Raw genomic sequence first — 19,787 nt, forward strand, 5'->3', positions numbered from 1 at the left:
GCCGCCGGCTTCTTCCTGCATAGCGAGGTTCCCGTTCGGGGCCTCGCTTTTTTATTCCGAGGGCAAGATGTTCAAGGTACCGAAAATTCTGTACGCGGACCGGCGCGCGGGTGGCGTTGCGTCCGACGCTGCGCTGACCCACCATGCGACGCGGCGGCTGCATCGTGTTGCGCGCGACCTGCGGTTGCGAGCAGGTGAGCACGAGGTCGTAGCCGAGCCGGCGAAGGCCGGCCGCGGCTGCCGTGTCACCCTGCGCACCAGTCGGATGATGCTCGAGGTTGTGGATTCGACTTCGCGCCAGCATGTCGCGGTGTCGTTTCGCACTCGACGAGGTCACCGAGACCTGTCGGGCGGCGGTGACAATGTCGTGCCGCTCACGCAGCTCGACACGGACGAGGGCTACCAGGCGTTGCTTGGCGGCCTGCGGCTCGTGGATGGTCTCGATGGCGACCGGCGATAGGGGGCGTGATGCAATTCGTCGACGTCTGCATCGAGTATCCCTCCGGGATCTCGATCATCGATCGCGGGTCCTACGACGCGGAATTCGGCATGGTCTATGTTTCGGCCCGTGTCCGTGCTTTCCTGGCGGTCGTGCATGAGAGTGAATCGCCGCCGGCGATCACCGCATCCTGGGATGGGAATGAGGCAAAGCTCATTCAATCGACGCTCGACAGCTTTACTGTCGTCTCGGTAGAGCAGCCGGCCGCCTTGCCGCGGTCCCGGCTGGGAGCGCGACTGGTTCGCGCGTCCTGGTCCAAGGACCAGCGGCAGCAGTTCGGACGGTTCTGCCATACGCTGACGGTCTCGTCGATCGTTGGTGTGGTCGGCTACGTGCACGCTATCTCCGAATTCTCGATCTGGGCCGCGATGAACGTTGCCGCTCTGGTCGTGATAGGTGTGGTAACTTATATCGTCGGCATGGATTCCATGAACGGAGAATGAATATGTACTTCGGTCCTGTTGCACTGCTTCTGACGCTGGTGTTCTGCGGCTACGGCATCGTCGCATGCGAACGCGGTCGCAAGGCGGAGCGCGACCAACGTCGTTCTCTGCGTCACCACACGCACTAAATCGATTTGACGGCCGCCCGTCTGGGCGACCGCCTTCTTATCAAGGGCTGCACCTCACGGTGTGGCCCTTTTTATTTTTGGGGTTTCAATGTCTGAAGTACTGGAGCGGCCGGTATCGCGGTCGCAGGATGCGTTCGAACTCGAAGGTAAGACGGTCGACGAGGTTGCTCGATGCATCGAGGACTCACTTCGTGCTACCGAGCTCGAGCCGGAATGGGTGTTCGTCGCCAATCGGTCGATGTATGCGAACGAGGCCGTTTTTGGTCGAAAGCCATGGTCCAAATGGCCGGCTGCTGGCGAGAATAGGCGGCGTTGCTGCGTGTCGATCGAGCGGGGTCAGTCGGAAGGGTGGATCGTCCGTCTCGACACTGTTTGGCTCGATGCGGCGTTGGGCGTCGGCCACTGGCGAACTCAACCGCTCATTCGCATCAAGACGCTGACGCGTTCCCATGGCTGGGCCGTTGCAGCGGTGGTATCGAACCTGCTCGACATCGACTGACGCGTCACCTTCAATTTTTCCCAATCCGGGGCAACTGCCCGGATGGGGTGGTTGCCCCTTTTTGCAAGGACAACCACTGATGTACACGATCCAAACTCCCGACGCATCGATCCACGTCGACACCCTCGCACACGTATTCCGCGTGTTCTTTCACGACGCAGCGTTATCCGCGTACGAAACGACCGAGATCTCGCTCACGTGTGACGGCGCGCCGCTGCCGATCCTGCGCTATAACGGCATCTTGACCGTTCGGCAGCCAGGCACGGCCGAAGCGATCTTCACCGCGCTTTTCGAAGAAATCCGCAACCGCTGGTTTAGCCGGGACGGGCGGCAGCTGCAACCTTGGCAAGTCACGCGCAAGCGCTGGGAGGTCTTCCAGTTCATGTTCGAGCTGGCGACGAAGCCGGCATGGATGCTGTCCGGCGAGCAGCTCGAGGCCGAAGTCGAGGCCGCGCGTGGCGCCGGTCGGCGCTTCCACTTGCCGGATATCTGTGAGCGCGTCGCAAACGCGCTGTTCGGCTTCACGTCGCAAGGGCCGTGTCTCCCGCTCTCAGGCGGCGTAAACGGTCGGCACGAGGTTCATGTGGCCTATGCGCTGTTTCTGGATCGGCCGATTCCTGATTCGGTGCTTGCGGACTACCGTGGCGACGCTAAGCGTTTCCAGTACGACCTGCAGTGGTTCCCCGTCCTCCTGGACGTGCCAGTTCTGCGCAACACGCTCCCGTACGACGTCATGCAGTCCGCGGTGGCGATCTACCGTCACGAGAAGAGGCAGATCGACGCCGAGCTCGGTGCCGGTATCGTCGCGGCGCTGCAATTCGCGCCGGCCGGCATCTCCTACGTGGAGGTAGACGACCGGCTGTTCGCCGCAGGTCTCGTGGACAAGCCGGATCTTCCCGAGCAGTACCAGCGTCCGGTGGACGTCGGCACCGCGGTGTCACCCGTAGCCGAGCGCCTGCGTGATCTGATCGGGGACACCGTCCTGAAGAAGTCGCTGGACAGGCTCGACACCGACCGGCAGAAAGGGCGGATCTCGCTGCGGCAGTACACCCTGCAGGTTCAAACGGCGAAGCTGGAGCGAGGCCGCATGACGTTCGAAGGGGCCAACCTGTTTGCCGCCGATGTTGAGGCGCGTAACGTTGGCGCTTTGCTGTCAGTCCTGGACCACGCGGCCGGCTGGAACGACCAGAGCAAGCGGGTAATGCGTGAGCAATTCGGTGTTTCATTGCGCGGTCTGAACTCGACGCGTCGACGGCGCGCGATTTTCGCGTTCTGCGGCTACGACGAGGCGGCACAAGCCAAGTGGGAGGCAAAGCAGGACGCCGCCCGCGCACACCGCCGCGCCGAAGAGGCCGCCAACGATGCGAAGAAACAGGCAGACCGAGCCCGGTACCGAACGCCCGGCAACGTGCTGATCACGGGCGTCGAGCACGTCGACCAGGCGATCGCTGACGGCTACTCGGAGATCCGAAGCTTTTGCCATGGTGCGGCGACGCGCTATGCGTTGGCGAAGCCGGGTTCGACCGAAGGGCGCACGCTCCACGCGACGAACGGCACGCTGGACTATGCGCGCTCGCGGCTCACGCAGCTGGCAGCTTGATCGAGGGGGGATTATGCGTTTCGATCGAACTATCCGTTACGAGGACTACATCTGGACGCGTCGCAAGGAACTGGCCTTCCTGAATCGGCACAAGCGTATTGTGAAGAAGCTCGAGCGTGACTGTCCCTTGTTCGCGGACCAGCTCGCGCCAGCGCCTGAAACGGACGTCGATGCAGAGAAGGCGTTGCGCACAGAACGGGCCCGGAAAAGCGAGCAGCGGATGCGCGACCACGACGCGCGTGTCTGGCGCTCGGGGCGTGCTGCATATTTCGCGTGTCCCCCGGAGATGCGTGGCCGCATCATGGCCGAATGGCGAGCATGGCCGGGGCCGGCGAAACCGCAGTACTTCGTTTACGTGGTTGAGAAGCACAACGGTGTTGGCGAGGAGCGAACGCGAAAGATGCGTGAGCGGGACGCCGAGGGCCTGGCGAAAGCACTTCCGATGGTGAGCGTCCAGGGCGATCTGCTTGGGATGTGAGGGAGCTTCACCACTCGTTTTTGAACAACCGGCGCCACGTGCGCCGGTTTTTTTTCGTCCATACGGAACTGGGTGGTTTCAAAGCCCCGTGAATTTCTCGATCTTTCCGGCCTGCACGCAGGATAGCGGCTCCTACACTGGCTTTACTCACCGCGTCACCGACGCATCGAATCCGCCGCAATGCGCCCACTTTCAGCCCCAGGGAATCACGTCCCGCCGGGCGTCTTTCACGGGGCGACACTTCTGAGGTCACCCGTGAACCAATCTGAAACTTCCAATCCATTGCCACCTGATGCCTTGTCGATCGTCGAGATCGAGGTGGCAATCAACGTGTGGCGCAACCGCTCGCCGGCGCCGACCGGGCCCGACGAGCTGATCGTTCTCTGTGCCGAGGCCCGGGTTCTCGCCGACGTCTACGGCGTCATGATCGTGAACCGCGCGACGTGCGTCCCGCGATCATCGCTGACGTCGAAGCAGGCCGCAGCGCTCATCGGAGCTCGTTCGTAGGCATCAACTCGCGTCTCAGGACGCATCGAATCGCCGCATTGCGGCATCTTCAATCGCCCCGCAGGGTCACGTCCCTGCCGGGCGTGATCACGTGGGGCTATTTCATTCAAGGCCCCCATGAAACTCTCTCCCGCACGCCTCACCCAGCTGCTCGCCACCTACATCCCGAAGCGCCTTCCGGTGCTGATTACCGGCCGGCCTGGTATTGGCAAATCCGACATCGTCGAAGCTGCCACCGAGGAGGCGGAGCACGACCTGCTCATCAGCCACCCGGTTGTCGAAGATCCGACCGACTCGAAGGGTTTGCCGTTTCCGTTGGCCGATGGCAGGCATGCTCGATTTTTACCTTTCGGCGACCTCGAGCGCGCGCTGTCGGCAACGCGCCCGCTCGTCTGGTTTCTCGACGACCTCGGGCAGGCGTCGCCGGCGGTGCAGGCGGCCAAGATGCAGCTGCTGCTCGCACGCCGCATCGGTGAGCACCAGTTGCCCGACTGCGTGACGTTTGTCGCGGCGACGAATCGGCGCAGCGACAACGCGGGTGTCACCGGGATCCTCGATCCGCTGATCTCGCGTTTCGCGGCGGTCGTCGAGCTCGAAGCCACGGTCGACGACTGGACGGCCTGGGCGGTACGGCAGAACGTTCCGCCCGAGCTGATCGCGTTCCTTCGCTTCCGACCGGACTTGCTCTGGGAGGCGCGCAGCAGCCGCGATATCGTCGCGTCGGCAAGTCCTCGGAAGTGGGGATTTCTCGCAAAGACGATGCCGGCTGTCTCGGCTGATTTGCTGCATGACGCAATTTGCGCGACGGTCGGTGAAGGCGCCGGCGCCGAGCTGATCAGCTTTCTTTCGATCTACCGCGCTCTGCCGTCGGTCGACGCAATCCTGTTGGACCCGAGCCGGGGCGCAATCCCGGACGAGCCGAGCATCCTGTACGCCCTCACTGCGGCGCTCGCGCACAAGGCGAGCGATGGCAACTTCGAGCGAGTTCTGCAGTATGCAGGCCGGCTCGCCGATACCGGGAACCGCGAGTTCACGGCGGTGCTGGTCCGTGACTCGATCGCGCGCACGCCCGATCTGCAGAACCACCATGCGTTCATTCGTGCGCAAGGTGGGGCGATCGGAAAGATCATCCGCGGCGAGTAACCGCCTTCAAACCCTGTAGTGCGTTTCCCTGTTGCCACGGCCGATTCCGGTCCGTGGCTTTTTTTCGTCTCGACATTTTCTATCTATCTGGAGCTATCCATGAACATTACCGATCTGCAATCGAAGGTCATGCTGTCGTCCGTCGCGATTTCCACGTGGGTCGCCCGTCGCTACGACGGGAAAGTCACCGAGGAGGTCGAGAAAAGCCATAGTGCGCGCGGCATCGGGCGCTTCAACAAGCGCCTGCTGCCGGAACATGCACCGAGCTATGCCGAAGTGCTGTCGATCGGCAACCGGATCCGCTCGCACTACTACAGCCGGACGCTGAAGTACGACCAACTGGGCGTGCGCCTGCTGCCGACCATGGTCTACATGGAACTGGCCGATCGGCTGCGCGCGATGAAAGACGAGTTCGATCTCGCCGTGTCGATCTTCCTGACGAACTACCTCGACCTGAAGGAGCAGGCGAGGGCAGAGATGAACACCCTGTACAACGAGGCGGACTATCCGAGCCTGGCGGAGCTGAAGGGCAAATTCGGCGTCAAGCTGTCGGTGCTGCCGTTCCCGGACGCCAGCCAGTTCGGTGTCGATCTGCCGAACGATGTCCTCGCGACATTGCGCACGGAGATCGATGAGCACGCGGTGGCATCGATCCAGACCGCGAACAACGACCTGGTCGGGCGGTTGTACGAGGCCGTTTCGACGATGGCGTCTCGCCTGTACGCGACCGGCAACGTCCGTCTCGACGTCGCGAACCATGTGCGCGAGTTGTGCGACCTGCTGCCGAAGCTGAATTTCAGCGACGACCCGAAGCTTGCGCACATCCTCACGGAGGCGAAGCAGCATCTCGCCGCGCACAACGGTGCGGATCTGAAGGAGTCGCGAGTGCTCCGGTCGCAGGTTGCCAGCAAGGCAACCGAGATCGAGGGGTTGATGGCTGCCTTCATGGGCGGCACGCCGGCGGCGCCGCTGACTGACCAGATTCCGGTTCAGTCGGCGACGGGGCTGTCGTTCCTCGCCGCTGCATGAGGTCGTCATGGACTCACGCATCGCGAAGCAACGCACGGCGCTGGTGCTCGACCATCCGTTCATCGGTGCCTTGGCGCTACGGCTCAAAATCCGCGAGGACCTGAGCTGCAAGACGTTCTGGACGGACGGCGAGACGCTGGGCTACAACCCGACCTATGCCGAGCGCCTGAACGATCTGGAAGTCCGCGGCGTGCTCGCCCATGAGATATGGCACGTAGCCAGCGGCCACTGCTGGCGACAAGGTGATCGTGACCCAAACGGCTGGAACGAGGCGTGCGATTACGTCGTCAATCTGATGGTGGAGGCCGCCGGGATGCAGCTTCCGTCGGGCGCGCTCATCGACCACCGCTTCAAAGGAATGTCTGCCGAGGAGGTGTACGGCGTCCTCTCGCATGAGAAGCGCCAAGCGGCGAAGCAACCTGGTGGTAAGCAGGCAACCGATCCGCAGTCGGGCGGTAAGGCGGACAAACCGGCAGGTTCGGCGGGCTCGCCCGGCGCTCAACCGGCGGATTCTGACGACGACCAGTCGTGCGAGCCGGCGCCTTCGTGCGGTGAAGTCCGGCAGTACGCCGGACCCGGCAAGGCGGCGAAGGAAGCTGAGTGGAAGGTGGCCGTGCTGCAGGCGGCCAAGGCGGCGCAGGCCTGCGGCAAATTCGGCGGCGCGCTGCAAGCTGCGGTCGCGCAGGTCGTTTCGGCGGTGGTCGACTGGCGTTCGCTCCTTCATCGTTTTGCGCAGGACGCGGCGCCGACCGACTATACGTGGGCGCAGCCGAACCGCCGCTACCTGCACCTCGGGATGTATCTGCCGTCCCTGAACGAGCCGGCGGTGGGCGACGCGGTCTTTGTACGCGACGCCAGCGGCTCGGTCTGGGATGAAACGCAGGCGCAGTTTGCGGCCGAAATCCTGGCCGTCGCCGATGCGGTTCGCCCGCGGCGGTTGATCGTGCTGGATTGCGACGTCCGCGTTACGCAGGTTCAGGTATTCGAGCGCGGCGAGCCGGTCGAGCTGGCGCCGCTGAAGGGCGGCGGTGGCACCTCGTTCATCGATCCGTTTCGGCGGATCAAGGGCGAAGACATCGAACCGGCGTTTCTCGTGTACCTGACCGACATGGATGGTACGTTTCCGTCCGAAGAGCCGGCTTACCCGGTTCTATGGGCGTCGACGACACCGCTGAAGCGCGCTCGGCGCGCGCCGTTCGGCGAGACGATCGAAGTCGTCTGCTGAGCGGCTGCAATGGCTCGCTATCTCCTGAAACACACCCGGTCCTCGCGACCGGGTTTTTTTTCGTCCTTCGCAAACGCATGCCACTAGTCGAGACGTTCGAGAACGGAGAAAGCTATACGTTTTTCTGGAGCATTTCGGGTTTGCTCCCTCAACCGGTTGCGCGCGATACCGCGCATTGAGCGCGTCGCGACGCGGTTCGACACACGCGCGAAAGCTGCTCAATTTAGCTGTTCTTTCGGGCGATTGGCGGATGTGCCAGCTTGAACAATAGCTGCATGTCTGAAATTGCCGAAAGTCCCTTCCTGAAGGTCGCGCGACTCGAAGAGAACGCCGTGAAGCTGTTCTTCGAGTCGTTGAAGCTGATCGAAGAACCGCTACATAACCCGAACGTCGCCGAAGTGTTGATTAACAACGCAGGCAACATCTGGGTCGAAGAGCGGGGTGCGATGCATCGCCTGGACGCTCAGTTCAATCCGATGACCTTGACCGGCGCTATCCATTCGCTCGCGGCCTCCGTCGAGAAGTCGGCGCTGCGGGGGACCGCGCAGGGGATTATCAACGCAGGGCACGACAATCTCCGGATCGCCGCAGTAATGACACCGACGGCCATCGACGGAGATGCGCTCGCGATACGTCGACATCGTGAAACGAATCTGGCATTGGGTGACTATACCCGGCTGGGGGCGTTCTCTCGTGTGCACGCGAGACGCGCGACCGAGCGGGCAATCTTCCCGCCGGGCGCTGAGAACGAGGTGCTGGAAGAAGCATTTGCCGAAATGGTGAGGAGCCGCGCAAACGTCCTGGTAGCAGGCGGAACCTCTACCGGCAAAACGACGTTCCTCAACGCACTCAATGGCGCGATTCCGGATGACGAGCGTGTCATCACGATCGAAGACACGAAGGAACTGAAGCTAACGGTTCCGAACCTTGTTCGCTTGCTCTCGAATCTGGATAAGGGCGTGACCGCGCAGGTGCTCGTTGCACTTTGCCTGCGGTTCCGGCCCGACCGAATCATCGTCGGCGAAGTGCGCGGCGGGGAAGCGTACGACTTCATTCAGGCGCTGAGCACTGGTCACGACGGCGGCATGGGTTCGATTCACTCGAACGATGCGCGCGGCGGCCTGAGCCGCCTCGAGAGCCTCGCAATGTTGGGTTTCCCGCCCGGCAGCCGCTGGGAGCTCACGGACATGCGCAAGGCGATCGCCGACTGCTTCCACTACGTCATTCACCTTCGTCGCACAGGCGAGCTCCGCCACGTGTCCGAAGTGCTGGCCATCAAGGGTTTCAAAGACGGGGACTACGTCCTCGAACGCGTTTTCTAACCACACGGGGTTTTTCGATGAAGAAGCACATTCAAACGTTCTGTTCGCTGATCAAGAAAGAGGCGCTGGGCCCCACCCGCTATTTGTTCGGGCGGGGCCAGCGGATCTCGACTCTGATCGCACTGGTTCTCACGTTTGTGGCGCTACCCGCAAGAGCGGTTGACTTGGGCGACCTGGGTAATGCCGCCAACTTCATCTGCCTGATTCAGGCGTACGTCAGTGGGCCGTGGCTGTTCGGGATCGGCATCGTGCTGATCATCGTCGGTGGCGTCCTGATCGCCAACTCGGAAAGCAACTTCGGGAAGCTGCTTTCGACGGTGATCGTGGGTCTCGGCTTTGCGTCGTGCGCGACTGCGCTCGTCAAGAACCAGCTGAAGATCAACTACACCTGTGCGTGAACAGAAAAAAGTTAGCCGCTCGCTTTCGCTGCCGCGCCAGATGGGCGGCGCCGATCGCGGCCTCGCTATCGCCAACGGGACCCTGACAGCGTTGCTCTGCTACAGCAGCATGTCGCCGATCTATCTGGTCATCGGCATCGTCGTGCACTGGGTGCTCCGTTGGCTGTCGTCGAGCGATCCGTGGTGGAAAGAGGTGCTGGTCGTCTACAACCGGTACCCCGATGTGCACGAGCCGTTGCCTACCGCCGATGTCGCCGCCCGATTCCGGCGGCCATATGGATTTGATCAGGAGCTGCCGCTGTGAGCGCGAACCCGAAGCGTCGTGCGATTCAGGAAATCGCCCCGTGGGCGACCATGGTGACCCCCGAAGATATTCTCAACAAGGACGGGTCACTGTTGACGCTTTACACGTTCGAAGGCGTGGACGCAGATAGCCCGAACTCCGACGAGATCTCGGCCGCGCGTGACAATCTCGACCACGCCTGCAAGAACTTCGATCATCGGATCACGGCATGGTGGCGCATGTCGCATCGACGTGTCCGGGGCGAGATTGGTGGTCAGTTCGCGTCCGAGATGGATCGGCACGTCGACGCGATCAACCAGAAGAGCGTTGGGAGTGGAAGGTACTTCCGGAACACCCACTCGCTCGCGCTCGCGTACACGCCTGAGACGGGGATCAACAAGCTTTTCGAGAAGATCGCCTATCACATCACGGTGGGGGGCAAGTCGGTACCGATCGCCTTGCTCGAGACCATCAAGGATATGGTGTTCGCGCGCAGTGCATTCGTGTTCGACATGGAGCGGATCGCGTCGGATATCAAGCGCTTCGAAGGGATCCTGGACGCGTTCAAGGGTGGGGTGGCGCGGCTCAAGATGAAGCGGCTCCAACTTCAGAACGCGCTCGCCTTCCTCCATCAGACCGCCAATCCGTCTGTTCCTCCGCGGCGCGTGCGTTACCCCGTGACGATGCTCGACACGCACCTGACGGAAAGCTTCGTGACGTACGGTGCGGAACACATCATGTTCGAGTCCGCATACGGCACGCGGTACGCGAAGATCATCGCGGTGAAAGAGTGGATGGGCTTCCAGGAGGCCGCGCTCGATGTGCTCGCGGACGTCGATTCCGAGTTCGACGTGTGCGTGATGTTTCGATTCCTGTCGACCAGCAAGGCGCAGGCGTACATCGAGAAGATGCGCAAGTTCTACAAGGTCGCTGCGTTTAGTCCGGTCAAGGTACTGAAGAGCTTCTTCTCGAAGGATGAGAAGAAGGAAAGCATGGAGAACGAGAAGGGGCGCGAGATTCTCGCCGAAGAGGCGGAGAACGCCCTCGCGCGCCTAATCGCCGACGGACAGCAATACGGCTTCGCAAACATCTCGGTAGTCGTCTATGGGGACACGATCGATGAGTGCGACGACAACGCGCGCGAGATCGTCGGCCGCATCGGTAACGCCGGTTTCGGTGTGCTCGTCGAGAAGCGGAACCTCGCCGCGGCGTGGGCATCGACGCTGCCCGGTAGGTGGGACCAGCAGAAGCGGCTGCAGTTCGTCGAAACGCCGGTGGTCTCAGACATTGCGCCGGTGCGCGGTGTTGCCGAAGGGACCGACGTCAACCAGTGGCTTACGCAGCAGCTCGGACAGAAGGTCGGCCCGCTGACGCTTCTTCCGACGCGTCATCGGACCTTGCAGCGCGTCACGTTGCACGACCCGAGCGGGAAGTCTCATACGCTGATTGTCGGCCCGATCGGCGCCGGCAAGACCATCTTCCTCAACTTTCTCGTTTCACAAGCCGGGCGCTTCCAACCGCGCCGCATCAAGTTCGACAAGAACCGGTCGACGCGCATCCCGACCGTGTTTGCCGACGGCAAGTTCGTTGATGCAACCGGCAAGTTTGCGGCTGCGACACAGGTCAACCCGCTATCCCTGCTGGCCGATCCCCGACACTACACGTACGTGTCGGACTGGGTCCAGATGGCGATCGAGGGGGATGGCGAGGACTTTATCTGCACCCCGCAGCAGCAGCGAACGATTTACGAACGGGTCGTCACGCTGGCGCAAGGCTATGGCGGCGAGTACTGGACGCTTTCGTTCCTGACCACGCTGTTGCCCGTCGAGCTGCGCGAGCGCCTGCAGATCTGGACGAAGGGGGAGAAAAACGGCCGATTCTTCGATCACGTCGAAGACGCGTTCTCTCTTTCGGACGACCTGGCGATCGAGATGGGCGAGCTGTTCGAGAGCTACCCGGTCGCGGCGGCGCTGTTCATGGACTACGCGTTCTACCGCATCTCGCAATGGCTGGACGGCAAGCGCGTCACGATCATTGAGGTCGAGGAGTGTGGCTTCTTCTTCCGATACCCGCGCTTCTATGCACGCCTGGAAATGTGGGCAGTCACGATCCGCGGGCTGAATGGCACGCTCGTGATGGCAACGCAGTCGCTGAGCCAGCTTGAGCGTGTCCCGAACTTCGAAATCTTGAAGGAGAACATCCAGAACTTCTTTTTCCTGCCGAACCGCGACGCGCGGAACAACAAGCGCCTCTATCGCGATGTGTTCGGGCTGACCGACGACCAGATCGACATGATCAGCGAGGGCGTTCCCAACCGCGACTACCTATGGGTTACGCCGGATCACTCGCGGATGCTGCAGGCGAAATTCCCGAAGGAAGCGCTCGCGATCTTGCGTGCTGACGGCGCGGCCCAGCGCACGCTCGACAAGCATCTGGCCGCCGGCTCGCCGACCTGGCGCGAAGACTATCTGCAGGAAATGGCCACCGTCGACTGACAGGAACCCAATGAAGCTCAATCCGACTCCCAACCTGCAGTCGCTGTACCGCGACCTCTTCGCGCTCACTGCAGACGAAATCAACCAAATCGCCATCGGGACGCCCGTTCGCGTGCGTCTGGTGGCGCCGCCCCGGCAACAGTCGCAAGACGCACCCACGACGCCGTGCGCCGTTCATACGGCACCTCGATTCCTCGACTGAAAGGTCCCACGATGAAACTCTTGCCGTCCCTTCGCGCCGCGGCGTTCGCGGTTTCTCTCTTCGTCGCCCAGCACGCGTCGGCGTTCGAAGTGTTCGACCCGATCAACTACGTGCAGAACGTGATCTCGGCGGCCAAGGCCGTGAAGGGCGAGATCTATCAGAACACCAACATCCTCTACCAGTACCAGATGATGGTGAACGACCTGTTGCAGGCGAAGAACCTGAATCCGGTTGCGTGGAAGGCTGCGTATGACCAGATCACGGGCGATATCAACAAGGTGAAGGGGTTGGTGGGCACGCTCCAGGGGCTTTACGGCGACCTCAAGAAGGGTGGTGAATGGGTCACCCAGGTGCAGGGGTTGGTCACGCGATCGGGCAAGACGAACGCGCAGTGGTTCGCCGACATGAACACGTTGGTCCAGCAGAACGACAAGGTCGCGCGGAACCTGTTCCAGATGGGTTCGAACATCATGCAGCACACCGACGAGATGGCAAAGCGTCGTCAGGAACTGCAATCCGAGCTGTCGATGTCGCCGACCCAACAGGCGACGGCCGAGATCACGACGCACTACCTCGATATCGTGACGAGCCAGAACGCGGACATTCTGCAGCTGAATGCGGCGAAGGCCCAGAAGGACGCTCAGAAGGACGCGCAACAGGCCGAGGACGACAAGGAAAAGGCTGCTGACGCAGAGAAGTTCATTTCCAAGCAGCAGGCTGAGCGAGCAGCGTACGGGGTCACCGCGCAATGAGTGCCCGCGTGTTTCGTTCGTGGCTCATGCGTTGCTTGATCCTTCTCGCTTTCGCGCTGCCCACCGCCGCGAACGCGTCGACGTGGGAGGATCTCAAGAACATGATGCCGTCCGGCTGGAGCTCGAGCTACGTCAAGGGCGAGGTCGCGAAGGGCGCTACCGCGGCGATCGAAGAGATCACGAAGCTTTTGAAGGACTTGATCGATCTCGCGGTTGAGCTGAGCAAGACGCTCGACAAGTATTCGGACAAGATGGCCGGCGGCCTCGCCGTGATCACTGTCGTGTTGGCGTGGATTCGGTTCGCGGCGACCCGGGATCCGGTCGCGGCTTGGGGAAGCGTATTTGAAGATCTCGCGATCCTCGGCATCTTTGCGGCGGTGTACGTGTCGTACGGGAAGTGGGCGCCGGGCTTCTACAAGTGGTTCAACGAAATGGCGGTCGCGGTTTCCGGAACGGACGCGGAGTCGTTGCCGATGGCGATGGTGAAGTCCGCGGGCGCGATTTTCGACGCGGTCATTGAAGCGTTGAAGGCAGAGCACTGGTGGAACTATATGGCGCTGCTGATCAATCTTTTGCCGTTGCTGATTTCTTGGGCGTTGCTGATGGTCGCCGCCTTGGTCTTCCTCTTCTTCATCTCGCTTGGGACGATCCAGATGGCGGTCGCAATCGTCTTGGGAAAAATCGCGTTTGCGCTCGGCATGTCGGATTTTACGAGAGGCTATTTCAGGAGCTGGCTGGATTTCACGATCGGCGCGGGTATGTACATGGTCGTCGCCGCGATTCTCCAGCGGTTGATGACGGCGACATTGGCGACGTCGTTCAGTAACACGATCTCGAAAGGCTTGACGACGCCTTATGCCGGATCCTTGACGCTGGATCTCTCGATCTTCGTGTTGATCCTCGCATTCGAGATTCCGAAGTTCGCTTCGATGTTTGGCGGCGGTGCGAATGCCAGCGGCGGGGCGATCAAGGGGCTGACGAAGCTTGCAACGAAGGGCATGGCTTGATGACGGATGCACGCCTTTTCGAGCCGGCCGACGCCGGAGAGCTGACTGCCCGCAACGAACGCCGCATCGACCTCATCGCGCAATGTGCGAACGAGTCGTCACGCACGGAGTTCGAGCGGAAATGGATGGTGCTGATCCGGCGGTGTGCGGACTGGTTTTCGTCGGTGCCGTTCAGCCCGGAGTTGTACCGGGAGCCCGCCGGGGCGTTCCGCTGGACAGTGGAAACCGCGTTCTACGCGATGCGGCTCTCGGGCGGGCTGAAGTTCGGCACGAACCTGACGTCGGAGCGCCGTCGGAGGATTGAGCCGCAATACAACTACGGTGTTTTCCTCGCGGCGATCTGCTCGGGCCTGGACGAGCCGTATCGTCATTTCGACGTAGAGCGCGCGACGGACGGCCAGGTCTGGAATCCGTCCGTCCATGGTGCAGTCGGGCCGTGGCTCGCCGGCGCGAGCTACCGTGTAACGCGTCGCGCTGCGCCGCTTCCCGTCGAACGGATGCGGACCGGCATGCTGGCGCATGCGCTGGTCGGCACCGAACTGCTCGGCGGGCTCGATTCCGAAGTTCAGGCCGAGATATTTGGCGCGATCAACCCGACGCAGAGCCCGATGAGCGTTGAGTCCCTGACCCACAAGGTTGTGCGGCAGGCGGTCGCGAGGGCTGCGGATTTCGATCGGAAGGCGCAGCGGGCGGTTTTCGAGCCGGTGACGTTTGCGGTTCCCTCCGCTATCCACGTGGCGGCGGAACTGGAGCCGAAGGTCGAGGCGGCGCCGACGGCGGCCGCGCCTACGCCTACACCGCTACCGGCACCGGCGCAGCCGGCGACAGCAGATCTTGCGCCGGCGCCCGTTGTTGGCGGCGGTAGCACGCCGTCGGTTCCAGGATCGTTGCCGACTGCCGCCGCTGAAAGTACGACGACGGCGGCGACGCCAGCGGCGCCGGCTGCGCACGGGGCACCGAAGGACCCAGATGCCCGGCAGATGGCGCTCGAGCTTCCGCCGCCGGCCGCGGCGGTTAATCCGGTAGAGATTCGCCGCGAGCCGGCCGCCGCCGCGCCGAACGGCAACCACTTCGATGAGGTGCTGAAAGGCGCACCCCGGATGATCGTGGACTTCTTTTCGGCGCTGCAGCAGGACGTTGCGACGGCGAAGGCGAAGGTGCGCTGGACCGATCAGGGACTCGTGCTGTCGAAGCGGACCATCGGCAGCTATGGCGTCGCGAGCGACACCCTGATCGAACACATGCGACGCCGAAGCCTGCTCCTCGCCAACGAGCCGTCGGAAGTCACGTTGGCGCCGCGTATCGGTGAGCTAATTCAGGAGCGTGGTGCATGAGAGGCTATATCAACCACTTTCGGCCGATCTACGAGGTCAGGGCTGCGTTTGGGTGGCTGGTTGCGCTGCTCTTTCTTCCGTTCTCGGGCATGCCTTACGGCTGGGCGTTCGCGATCGTGGCGCTTGCATTGTGGGCGTTCCGCTCGGGCCAGGTCTGGCGCGCGCTGAAGTTCCGGATGGGGCTGTCGACGAAATGGCTGACGACGCTTGCGGTACCGGCGTTGCTGGCGATCCAGACGCGGATGAAGGCTGAGGCGGACGCGATGTTTCTCGGCACGGGCTTCGAATGGACACAGAAGCATTGCCAGATGGCCCACGACATCTTGCGGATGCCGACAACCGAGATCCCGGGTCTGCCTAAGTGGCTGCCGAAGACGCAGACGGGGCGTGCGTTCGAGGAGATGATCGAGAATTTGTTCGCACCAAAAGACAGTATCCGAGACCGGACGCCGCAGGGCGTGTCCTGGACACACGGGCTGGAGGCCAACAAGGGATACGTGCCGTTCCATTACAAGGCGATGGGCGGCCATACCGCGGTGGGCGGCACCACTGGCTCGGGTAAGACGAGGACGTACGAAGTCATCTCGACGCAGGTGATCCACTGCGGCGACGTGCTGATCGATATCGATCCGAAGAACGACAAGGAGTGGAAGGCACGCGCGGAGCGCGAGGCGAAGCGAACCGGGCGAAAGTTCCTCTACTTCAACCAGGCCAAGCCGTCCGAGTCAATCCGTCTCGAGCCGCTCGACAGCTGGTCGCAGCCTTCGGAGATTCCGAGTCGCATCGCGCAGCTGATGGAGGAGGGCCCTTTCCGGGATTTTGCGTACCTATTCATCAGCCGCTCGGTGAACGGCGAACTGTACATCGGCGACAAGCCGAACCTGCGGTCTATCCTCAAGTACGCGCAACTTGGCATTGACCCGCTGCTGGAGAAGGCGCTCAAGCGCTTCTTCATCGAAAGCGGACTGAGCGACTGGGAGGAACTGGTCACGGCCGACACCGTTAAGATCGCGAACAAGCCGGGTTCCACACGCGTCGACGCGATGATCTCGCTCTATCAGGCCCGCTTCGGTGCGAACGACCGAGGACACGAAGCGATCGACGGCCTGATCGCGACGCACGTGCACGATCGCGAGCACTACATGCGGATCATCGCGTCCGCATTGCCGCTGCTGCAGATGCTTGCCACGGGCGAAACCGGCCTGATGCTCGCGCCGAAGGTGGACGATTTCGAGGACGAACGCGAGATCTGGACGATCGAGAAGGTGATTCGCCAGAAGGCGGTCCTCCACATCGGCCTCGACTCGCTGTCCAACAGCATCGTCGCGAAGGCAATCGCGTCGATGATTCTGGCCGACGTGTCGGCGGTGTGCGGCTCGATCTACAACTTCTACGACAAGGCGCCCAAGGTGGTGCTGATCATCGACGAGATCGCCGAGGCGATCAACGAGCAGGTGATTCAGATCCTGAACAAGGGGCGTGGCGCCGGCTTCAAGGCGTTCGTAGCGTTTCAGACACGCGCTGACCTCGAAGCCAAGCTGGGGAATGCCGCAAAAATGCTGCAGGTTTTGGGGAACCTGAACAACCAGATCATCTTACGCTTGGAAGATACCGACACGGCTGAGTGGTTCTCGAAAAAGGTGGGGGATACCGCGATTCGAAACCTGATCGTCTCCAGCAGCACGAGCAAGGCGAGTGAAGGCCATGTCGGCGAGTTCACCGGATCGGTAACGCGGTCGCAGCAGCTGGAGGCCGTGCCGTTGATTCCGACTCGCCTGATCCAGAGCCTGCCGAACCTGCAGTACTTCATGCGGATTTCCGGCGGTGCGGTGTACCAGGGACGTATTCCAATTCTTACAGGCTAAACAACCAAGCATGTCTGCCGTATTCAAAAAAATCATTCGCGAGCACAAACTTTCCGCCCACCTGACCCCGGTGTTCACCCTTGCGCCTGAGCTGGAGCTGGTGTGCACGCGTGTCGCGGAGTTCGTCGGTGAGCATTTCATCGGAAAGGCGGAGCCGCTCGTCAAGGAGATGTTCGTGGACGGCCTTGCTGCGTTCAAGCGCGTGCGCAAAACCGGCGATCCGCACGTCGCGTTCATGCAAGGCCTGTTCGGGTCCGCCCATATGCTGTACGCGCGGCGCTTTGTCGTGCGCGATGGCGAGCGCTGCCACGTCTGGTCGCCGATGTTCGAGCCGGTGACTGTGTTCGAGTCGCGCCACAAGCATGCGCCGGAGATGGTCGACGAGCGCTGCCCGGAGAACATCAGCCAGCGATCGGCGGCGTTCCAGCTTGCGGCACGCGCGCTGACAGGTGAAACCTTCCGACTGTACTTCGAGGAATACGATGTCGCTCACGCATATTCTGATTCGGACACTGACGCGGGTCGATGACCACACCGTGCATCGCGCGATCACGACTGCAGCGGCGCAGGACGACCCGACTGCACGGCCGCCGCAGGAGTTCCAGCGGGGCCGTAACGCGATGGCGTACGCACTGGCGATGTTCATCGAACGCCGGCCGGCGCGATTCTATGTCGGCCTTGCCGGCCTGATCGTCTTGCCGATCTATCTGCTCGGCGGCCTCGTGGGGGAGCTGTATGGCCGGTAGCCGCTTTGTCGGCCACATCAAGATGTGGTTCTTCTTTGTGCCGCTGCTCTCGGTTGCACTCATGCCGGCGCTGCCCGACCCGTCGTTGTTCGCGATCCCGGATGCCGAAGCAGAATCGGTTGCGGCGAGCCTTGGAGGGGCGCGAACCGCGGATGCCGTCGACGCGACGAATCGTATGTTCAAGCGCTACTTTGTCGAGACGGGGCTGGTACAGGCGTCGGTGGAGTCGACGAGCGATTCGCAGATCGAGGACGGTGGCATGTCGAACTTCGCCAGTCGGTGGGTCCACAATTTCTGGCGGCTGGTGTACCGGATGGTCTATCGGCTCACCGTGATGAAGTACTGGCTGCTCGGTGCGCTCGTCTTCGGCATCGCGATGTTCATCGACGGGACGGTTCGGCGCAAGGTGAGGGCCGCGGCGGCCGGCTACGTCAGCCCTCTGTCGTTCCATCTCGCCGGGCATGGGATCTTGCTGGTGTTCGGTGTGACGTTCACGGTGTTGATCGCGCCGGTGCCGCTTCTCGCACCGTACTGGCTGGCGATCGCCGGAAGTCTCGGCGCGTTGCTCTGGAAAGCGGCCTCTTCATATCAGTAGCCCCGGAAAGCTCAAGCTTTTCGTATAGCTTTCCGCCGAAAGACCCACAACCGGTTGCGCGCCGCGTACCGGGAAAAGGTTGTCGAAATAGCTGACGATTCGCACCGAACTGGACGGCCCGGCCGCGCAACAATGAGTCATGGTCTACGGTCCTCAGAAAGCTCGACTCCCCGTAGAGCTTTCAGCCTGGCCCCCTCCTCGCGAGGGGGCTTTTTTCGTCCAGCGTACCGCGGCGGTCGCGAAAGCCGCTCGAAATCGCTCACGTTTTGGACGTCTGTCGCAGCATAGGGCCGCAAGAATAGACGCAAGCCGCACGTGCGGTTAGTCAACCGATAGGATCCACATGAGCACGATCAACGAAGAAGCGCACGTCGGCACCGATGCCGCGGACGTGGCGCCTGGCCAAGTAGCCGTACTCCAGCCGGCGGGCGACGATGCATCAGCAGTCACGGGTAACCTGGCAGTGAGCGACACCCGGCAGACGACGGACGGCGCGGACGATGGTGAAGTCGAGCGCGAGCTCGACGAGATGGCGAATTCGGCCAACGTGTTGCAGCGCGAGGGGCTGATCAGCAGCGATGAAGCGAAGCTCAAGCTCGAGGAGGTGGCGCGCACCCGCACGCTGTTCCGCGACCTGTCGCCCACAGAGCGCGCGCGAATCATCCAGCGCCGTCGCGAGATCGGTCGCGAGCTGATGAACAAGCAGCTGTCGGGCGCCGCGGTCGTGACCGCGCGGGTCACGATGAAACACACGCGCCTTCGGCCGCTGTTCGAGCAGTGGTGGCCGTACCTGAACCGGATGACGATCAACATGCAGCGCTTCGGTCGCGCGACGTACGGCGCGAACGAGCAGGGAATCGTCAGCACGTGGTTCGAGAAGCAGCTCGACCAGCTCGAGGCCTATGTGAACGAACAGCTCGACGTCGCGCAGGGCTTCCGCGAGAAGACCGAAACGGAAATGCGCGATCGGGGCGAGACGGTCTTCGCGCCGACCGTGACAAAGCCGTCGCTCGATATCGAAGTCGAGGCGTACTCGCGGTTCTCGATGCGTCTGCTCTCCGTGATCCTGAAGTTCGACCAGGTGATGGATCACTTCGACTTCCTCGTCTGGAACGGGATTCGTGACCAGTCCGACGTCGACGACGAGACCGCGCGCTTCCTGCGCAAATTCCACCCGGTCGGCCTGCGCGGCTACACGACTCACCTGAAGCTGATGAACACCGTTCGCGGTAACTGA

At 62.2% G+C, this 19,787-nt stretch carries 23 protein-coding genes; all 23 read left to right on the forward strand.

Annotation, left to right across the window (positions count from 1 at the left end; translation table 11 throughout):
- Positions 1-67 precede the first annotated feature (67 nt).
- The 23 genes from RZR99_RS25285 to RZR99_RS25395 all read left to right on the forward strand — a co-directional run bounded on the left by RZR99_RS25285 (position 68) and on the right by RZR99_RS25395 (position 19,787).
- Positions 68-460 (forward strand): hypothetical protein, encoded by a 393-nt coding sequence (locus tag RZR99_RS25285; protein WP_323122510.1) that lies wholly within the window; start codon positions 68-70, stop codon positions 458-460.
- Between the two features lie 8 nt (positions 461-468).
- Positions 469-942 (forward strand): hypothetical protein, encoded by a 474-nt coding sequence (locus RZR99_RS25290; RefSeq protein ID WP_323122511.1) that lies wholly within the window; start codon positions 469-471, stop codon positions 940-942.
- Complete coding sequence (locus RZR99_RS25295; protein WP_257737063.1) at positions 939-1,070, forward strand: hypothetical protein; 132 nt, start codon at positions 939-941, stop codon at positions 1,068-1,070. The genes RZR99_RS25290 and RZR99_RS25295 overlap by 4 nt, the downstream gene beginning before the upstream one ends.
- A gap of 88 nt (positions 1,071-1,158) precedes the next feature.
- Positions 1,159-1,569, forward strand: a complete 411-nt coding sequence (locus tag RZR99_RS25300; protein WP_323122512.1) for a hypothetical protein — start codon at positions 1,159-1,161, stop codon at positions 1,567-1,569.
- Positions 1,570-1,648: 79 nt separating this feature from the next.
- Entirely contained in the window at positions 1,649-3,169 is a 1,521-nt protein-coding gene (locus RZR99_RS25305; RefSeq protein ID WP_323122513.1) for a hypothetical protein, read from the forward strand.
- Positions 3,170-3,182: 13 nt separating this feature from the next.
- On the forward strand, positions 3,183-3,647 hold the full coding sequence (locus tag RZR99_RS25310) for a hypothetical protein (RefSeq protein ID WP_323122514.1): 465 nt from the start codon (positions 3,183-3,185) through the stop codon (positions 3,645-3,647).
- A gap of 255 nt (positions 3,648-3,902) precedes the next feature.
- Positions 3,903-4,154 (forward strand): DUF3717 domain-containing protein, encoded by a 252-nt coding sequence (locus RZR99_RS25315; RefSeq protein ID WP_323122515.1) that lies wholly within the window; start codon positions 3,903-3,905, stop codon positions 4,152-4,154.
- Between the two features lie 117 nt (positions 4,155-4,271).
- Positions 4,272-5,297: an ATP-binding protein gene (locus RZR99_RS25320; RefSeq protein WP_323122516.1), complete on the forward strand. Its 1,026-nt coding sequence runs from the start codon at positions 4,272-4,274 to the stop codon at positions 5,295-5,297.
- A gap of 99 nt (positions 5,298-5,396) precedes the next feature.
- On the forward strand, positions 5,397-6,326 hold the full coding sequence (locus tag RZR99_RS25325) for a hypothetical protein (RefSeq protein WP_323122517.1): 930 nt from the start codon (positions 5,397-5,399) through the stop codon (positions 6,324-6,326).
- Positions 6,327-6,333: 7 nt separating this feature from the next.
- Positions 6,334-7,551: a vWA domain-containing protein gene (locus tag RZR99_RS25330; protein WP_323122518.1), complete on the forward strand. Its 1,218-nt coding sequence runs from the start codon at positions 6,334-6,336 to the stop codon at positions 7,549-7,551.
- Positions 7,552-7,826: 275 nt separating this feature from the next.
- Positions 7,827-8,873, forward strand: a complete 1,047-nt coding sequence (locus RZR99_RS25335; RefSeq protein WP_323122519.1) for a CpaF family protein — start codon at positions 7,827-7,829, stop codon at positions 8,871-8,873.
- A gap of 17 nt (positions 8,874-8,890) precedes the next feature.
- Positions 8,891-9,271, forward strand: a complete 381-nt coding sequence (locus tag RZR99_RS25340; RefSeq protein ID WP_323122520.1) for a TrbC/VirB2 family protein — start codon at positions 8,891-8,893, stop codon at positions 9,269-9,271.
- On the forward strand, positions 9,264-9,575 hold the full coding sequence (locus tag RZR99_RS25345) for a VirB3 family type IV secretion system protein (protein WP_080467020.1): 312 nt from the start codon (positions 9,264-9,266) through the stop codon (positions 9,573-9,575). Before RZR99_RS25340 ends, RZR99_RS25345 begins: the two co-directional genes overlap by 8 nt.
- On the forward strand, positions 9,572-12,049 hold the full coding sequence (locus RZR99_RS25350) for a VirB4 family type IV secretion system protein (RefSeq protein ID WP_323122521.1): 2,478 nt from the start codon (positions 9,572-9,574) through the stop codon (positions 12,047-12,049). Before RZR99_RS25345 ends, RZR99_RS25350 begins: the two co-directional genes overlap by 4 nt.
- 10 nt (positions 12,050-12,059) lie before the next feature.
- A complete protein-coding gene (locus tag RZR99_RS25355; RefSeq protein WP_323122522.1) occupies positions 12,060-12,251 on the forward strand; it encodes a hypothetical protein in 192 nt (63 codons plus the stop codon).
- 11 nt (positions 12,252-12,262) lie between these two features.
- The gene (locus RZR99_RS25360; RefSeq protein ID WP_323122523.1) at positions 12,263-13,003 is read left to right on the forward strand and encodes a type VI secretion protein; all 741 of its coding nucleotides are present in this window, start codon (positions 12,263-12,265) and stop codon (positions 13,001-13,003) included.
- Positions 13,000-14,010: a type IV secretion system protein gene (locus RZR99_RS25365; RefSeq protein ID WP_323122524.1), complete on the forward strand. Its 1,011-nt coding sequence runs from the start codon at positions 13,000-13,002 to the stop codon at positions 14,008-14,010. Before RZR99_RS25360 ends, RZR99_RS25365 begins: the two co-directional genes overlap by 4 nt.
- Complete coding sequence (locus RZR99_RS25370) at positions 14,010-15,344, forward strand: TraI domain-containing protein (RefSeq protein ID WP_323122554.1); 1,335 nt, start codon at positions 14,010-14,012, stop codon at positions 15,342-15,344. Before RZR99_RS25365 ends, RZR99_RS25370 begins: the two co-directional genes overlap by 1 nt.
- Positions 15,341-17,209, forward strand: coding sequence for a conjugative transfer system coupling protein TraD (gene traD, locus RZR99_RS25375; protein ID WP_323122525.1), 1,869 nt, complete (start codon positions 15,341-15,343; stop codon positions 17,207-17,209). Before RZR99_RS25370 ends, traD begins: the two co-directional genes overlap by 4 nt.
- A 10-nt stretch (positions 17,210-17,219) precedes the next feature.
- Positions 17,220-17,738 carry a hypothetical protein gene (locus RZR99_RS25380; protein WP_060321659.1) on the forward strand — a complete coding sequence of 173 codons (519 nt, stop codon included), beginning with the start codon at positions 17,220-17,222 and terminating at the stop codon, positions 17,736-17,738.
- Positions 17,692-17,955 carry a hypothetical protein gene (locus RZR99_RS25385; protein ID WP_323122526.1) on the forward strand — a complete coding sequence of 88 codons (264 nt, stop codon included), beginning with the start codon at positions 17,692-17,694 and terminating at the stop codon, positions 17,953-17,955. The genes RZR99_RS25380 and RZR99_RS25385 overlap by 47 nt, the downstream gene beginning before the upstream one ends.
- Positions 17,945-18,550, forward strand: a complete 606-nt coding sequence (locus tag RZR99_RS25390) for a DUF4400 domain-containing protein (RefSeq protein WP_323122527.1) — start codon at positions 17,945-17,947, stop codon at positions 18,548-18,550. Before RZR99_RS25385 ends, RZR99_RS25390 begins: the two co-directional genes overlap by 11 nt.
- A gap of 343 nt (positions 18,551-18,893) precedes the next feature.
- On the forward strand, positions 18,894-19,787 hold the full coding sequence (locus tag RZR99_RS25395) for an ATPase (RefSeq protein ID WP_323122528.1): 894 nt from the start codon (positions 18,894-18,896) through the stop codon (positions 19,785-19,787).

It is taken from the genome of Burkholderia alba, assembly GCF_034721475.1.
GTDB lineage: Bacteria > Pseudomonadota > Gammaproteobacteria > Burkholderiales > Burkholderiaceae > Burkholderia > Burkholderia alba.

Excerpts from the sequence above, each read along its gene's own strand:
- RZR99_RS25285 (WP_323122510.1), top strand. The coding sequence starts at position 68 with ATGTTCAAGGTACCGAAAATTCTGTACGCGGACCGGCGCGCGGGTGGC.
- RZR99_RS25290 (WP_323122511.1), top strand. The coding sequence starts at position 469 with ATGCAATTCGTCGACGTCTGCATCGAGTATCCCTCCGGGATCTCGATC.
- RZR99_RS25295 (WP_257737063.1), top strand. The coding sequence starts at position 939 with ATGAATATGTACTTCGGTCCTGTTGCACTGCTTCTGACGCTGGTGTTC.
- RZR99_RS25300 (WP_323122512.1), top strand. The coding sequence starts at position 1,159 with ATGTCTGAAGTACTGGAGCGGCCGGTATCGCGGTCGCAGGATGCGTTC.
- RZR99_RS25305 (WP_323122513.1), top strand. The coding sequence starts at position 1,649 with ATGTACACGATCCAAACTCCCGACGCATCGATCCACGTCGACACCCTC.
- RZR99_RS25310 (WP_323122514.1), top strand. The coding sequence starts at position 3,183 with ATGCGTTTCGATCGAACTATCCGTTACGAGGACTACATCTGGACGCGT.
- RZR99_RS25320 (WP_323122516.1), top strand. The coding sequence starts at position 4,272 with ATGAAACTCTCTCCCGCACGCCTCACCCAGCTGCTCGCCACCTACATC.
- RZR99_RS25325 (WP_323122517.1), top strand. The coding sequence starts at position 5,397 with ATGAACATTACCGATCTGCAATCGAAGGTCATGCTGTCGTCCGTCGCG.
- RZR99_RS25330 (WP_323122518.1), top strand. The coding sequence starts at position 6,334 with ATGGACTCACGCATCGCGAAGCAACGCACGGCGCTGGTGCTCGACCAT.
- RZR99_RS25335 (WP_323122519.1), top strand. The coding sequence starts at position 7,827 with ATGTCTGAAATTGCCGAAAGTCCCTTCCTGAAGGTCGCGCGACTCGAA.
- RZR99_RS25340 (WP_323122520.1), top strand. The coding sequence starts at position 8,891 with ATGAAGAAGCACATTCAAACGTTCTGTTCGCTGATCAAGAAAGAGGCG.
- RZR99_RS25355 (WP_323122522.1), top strand. The coding sequence starts at position 12,060 with ATGAAGCTCAATCCGACTCCCAACCTGCAGTCGCTGTACCGCGACCTC.
- RZR99_RS25360 (WP_323122523.1), top strand. The coding sequence starts at position 12,263 with ATGAAACTCTTGCCGTCCCTTCGCGCCGCGGCGTTCGCGGTTTCTCTC.
- RZR99_RS25365 (WP_323122524.1), top strand. The coding sequence starts at position 13,000 with ATGAGTGCCCGCGTGTTTCGTTCGTGGCTCATGCGTTGCTTGATCCTT.
- RZR99_RS25370 (WP_323122554.1), top strand. The coding sequence starts at position 14,010 with ATGACGGATGCACGCCTTTTCGAGCCGGCCGACGCCGGAGAGCTGACT.
- traD (WP_323122525.1), top strand. The coding sequence starts at position 15,341 with ATGAGAGGCTATATCAACCACTTTCGGCCGATCTACGAGGTCAGGGCT.
- RZR99_RS25380 (WP_060321659.1), top strand. The coding sequence starts at position 17,220 with ATGTCTGCCGTATTCAAAAAAATCATTCGCGAGCACAAACTTTCCGCC.
- RZR99_RS25385 (WP_323122526.1), top strand. The coding sequence starts at position 17,692 with ATGTCGCTCACGCATATTCTGATTCGGACACTGACGCGGGTCGATGAC.
- RZR99_RS25390 (WP_323122527.1), top strand. The coding sequence starts at position 17,945 with ATGGCCGGTAGCCGCTTTGTCGGCCACATCAAGATGTGGTTCTTCTTT.
- RZR99_RS25395 (WP_323122528.1), top strand. The coding sequence starts at position 18,894 with ATGAGCACGATCAACGAAGAAGCGCACGTCGGCACCGATGCCGCGGAC.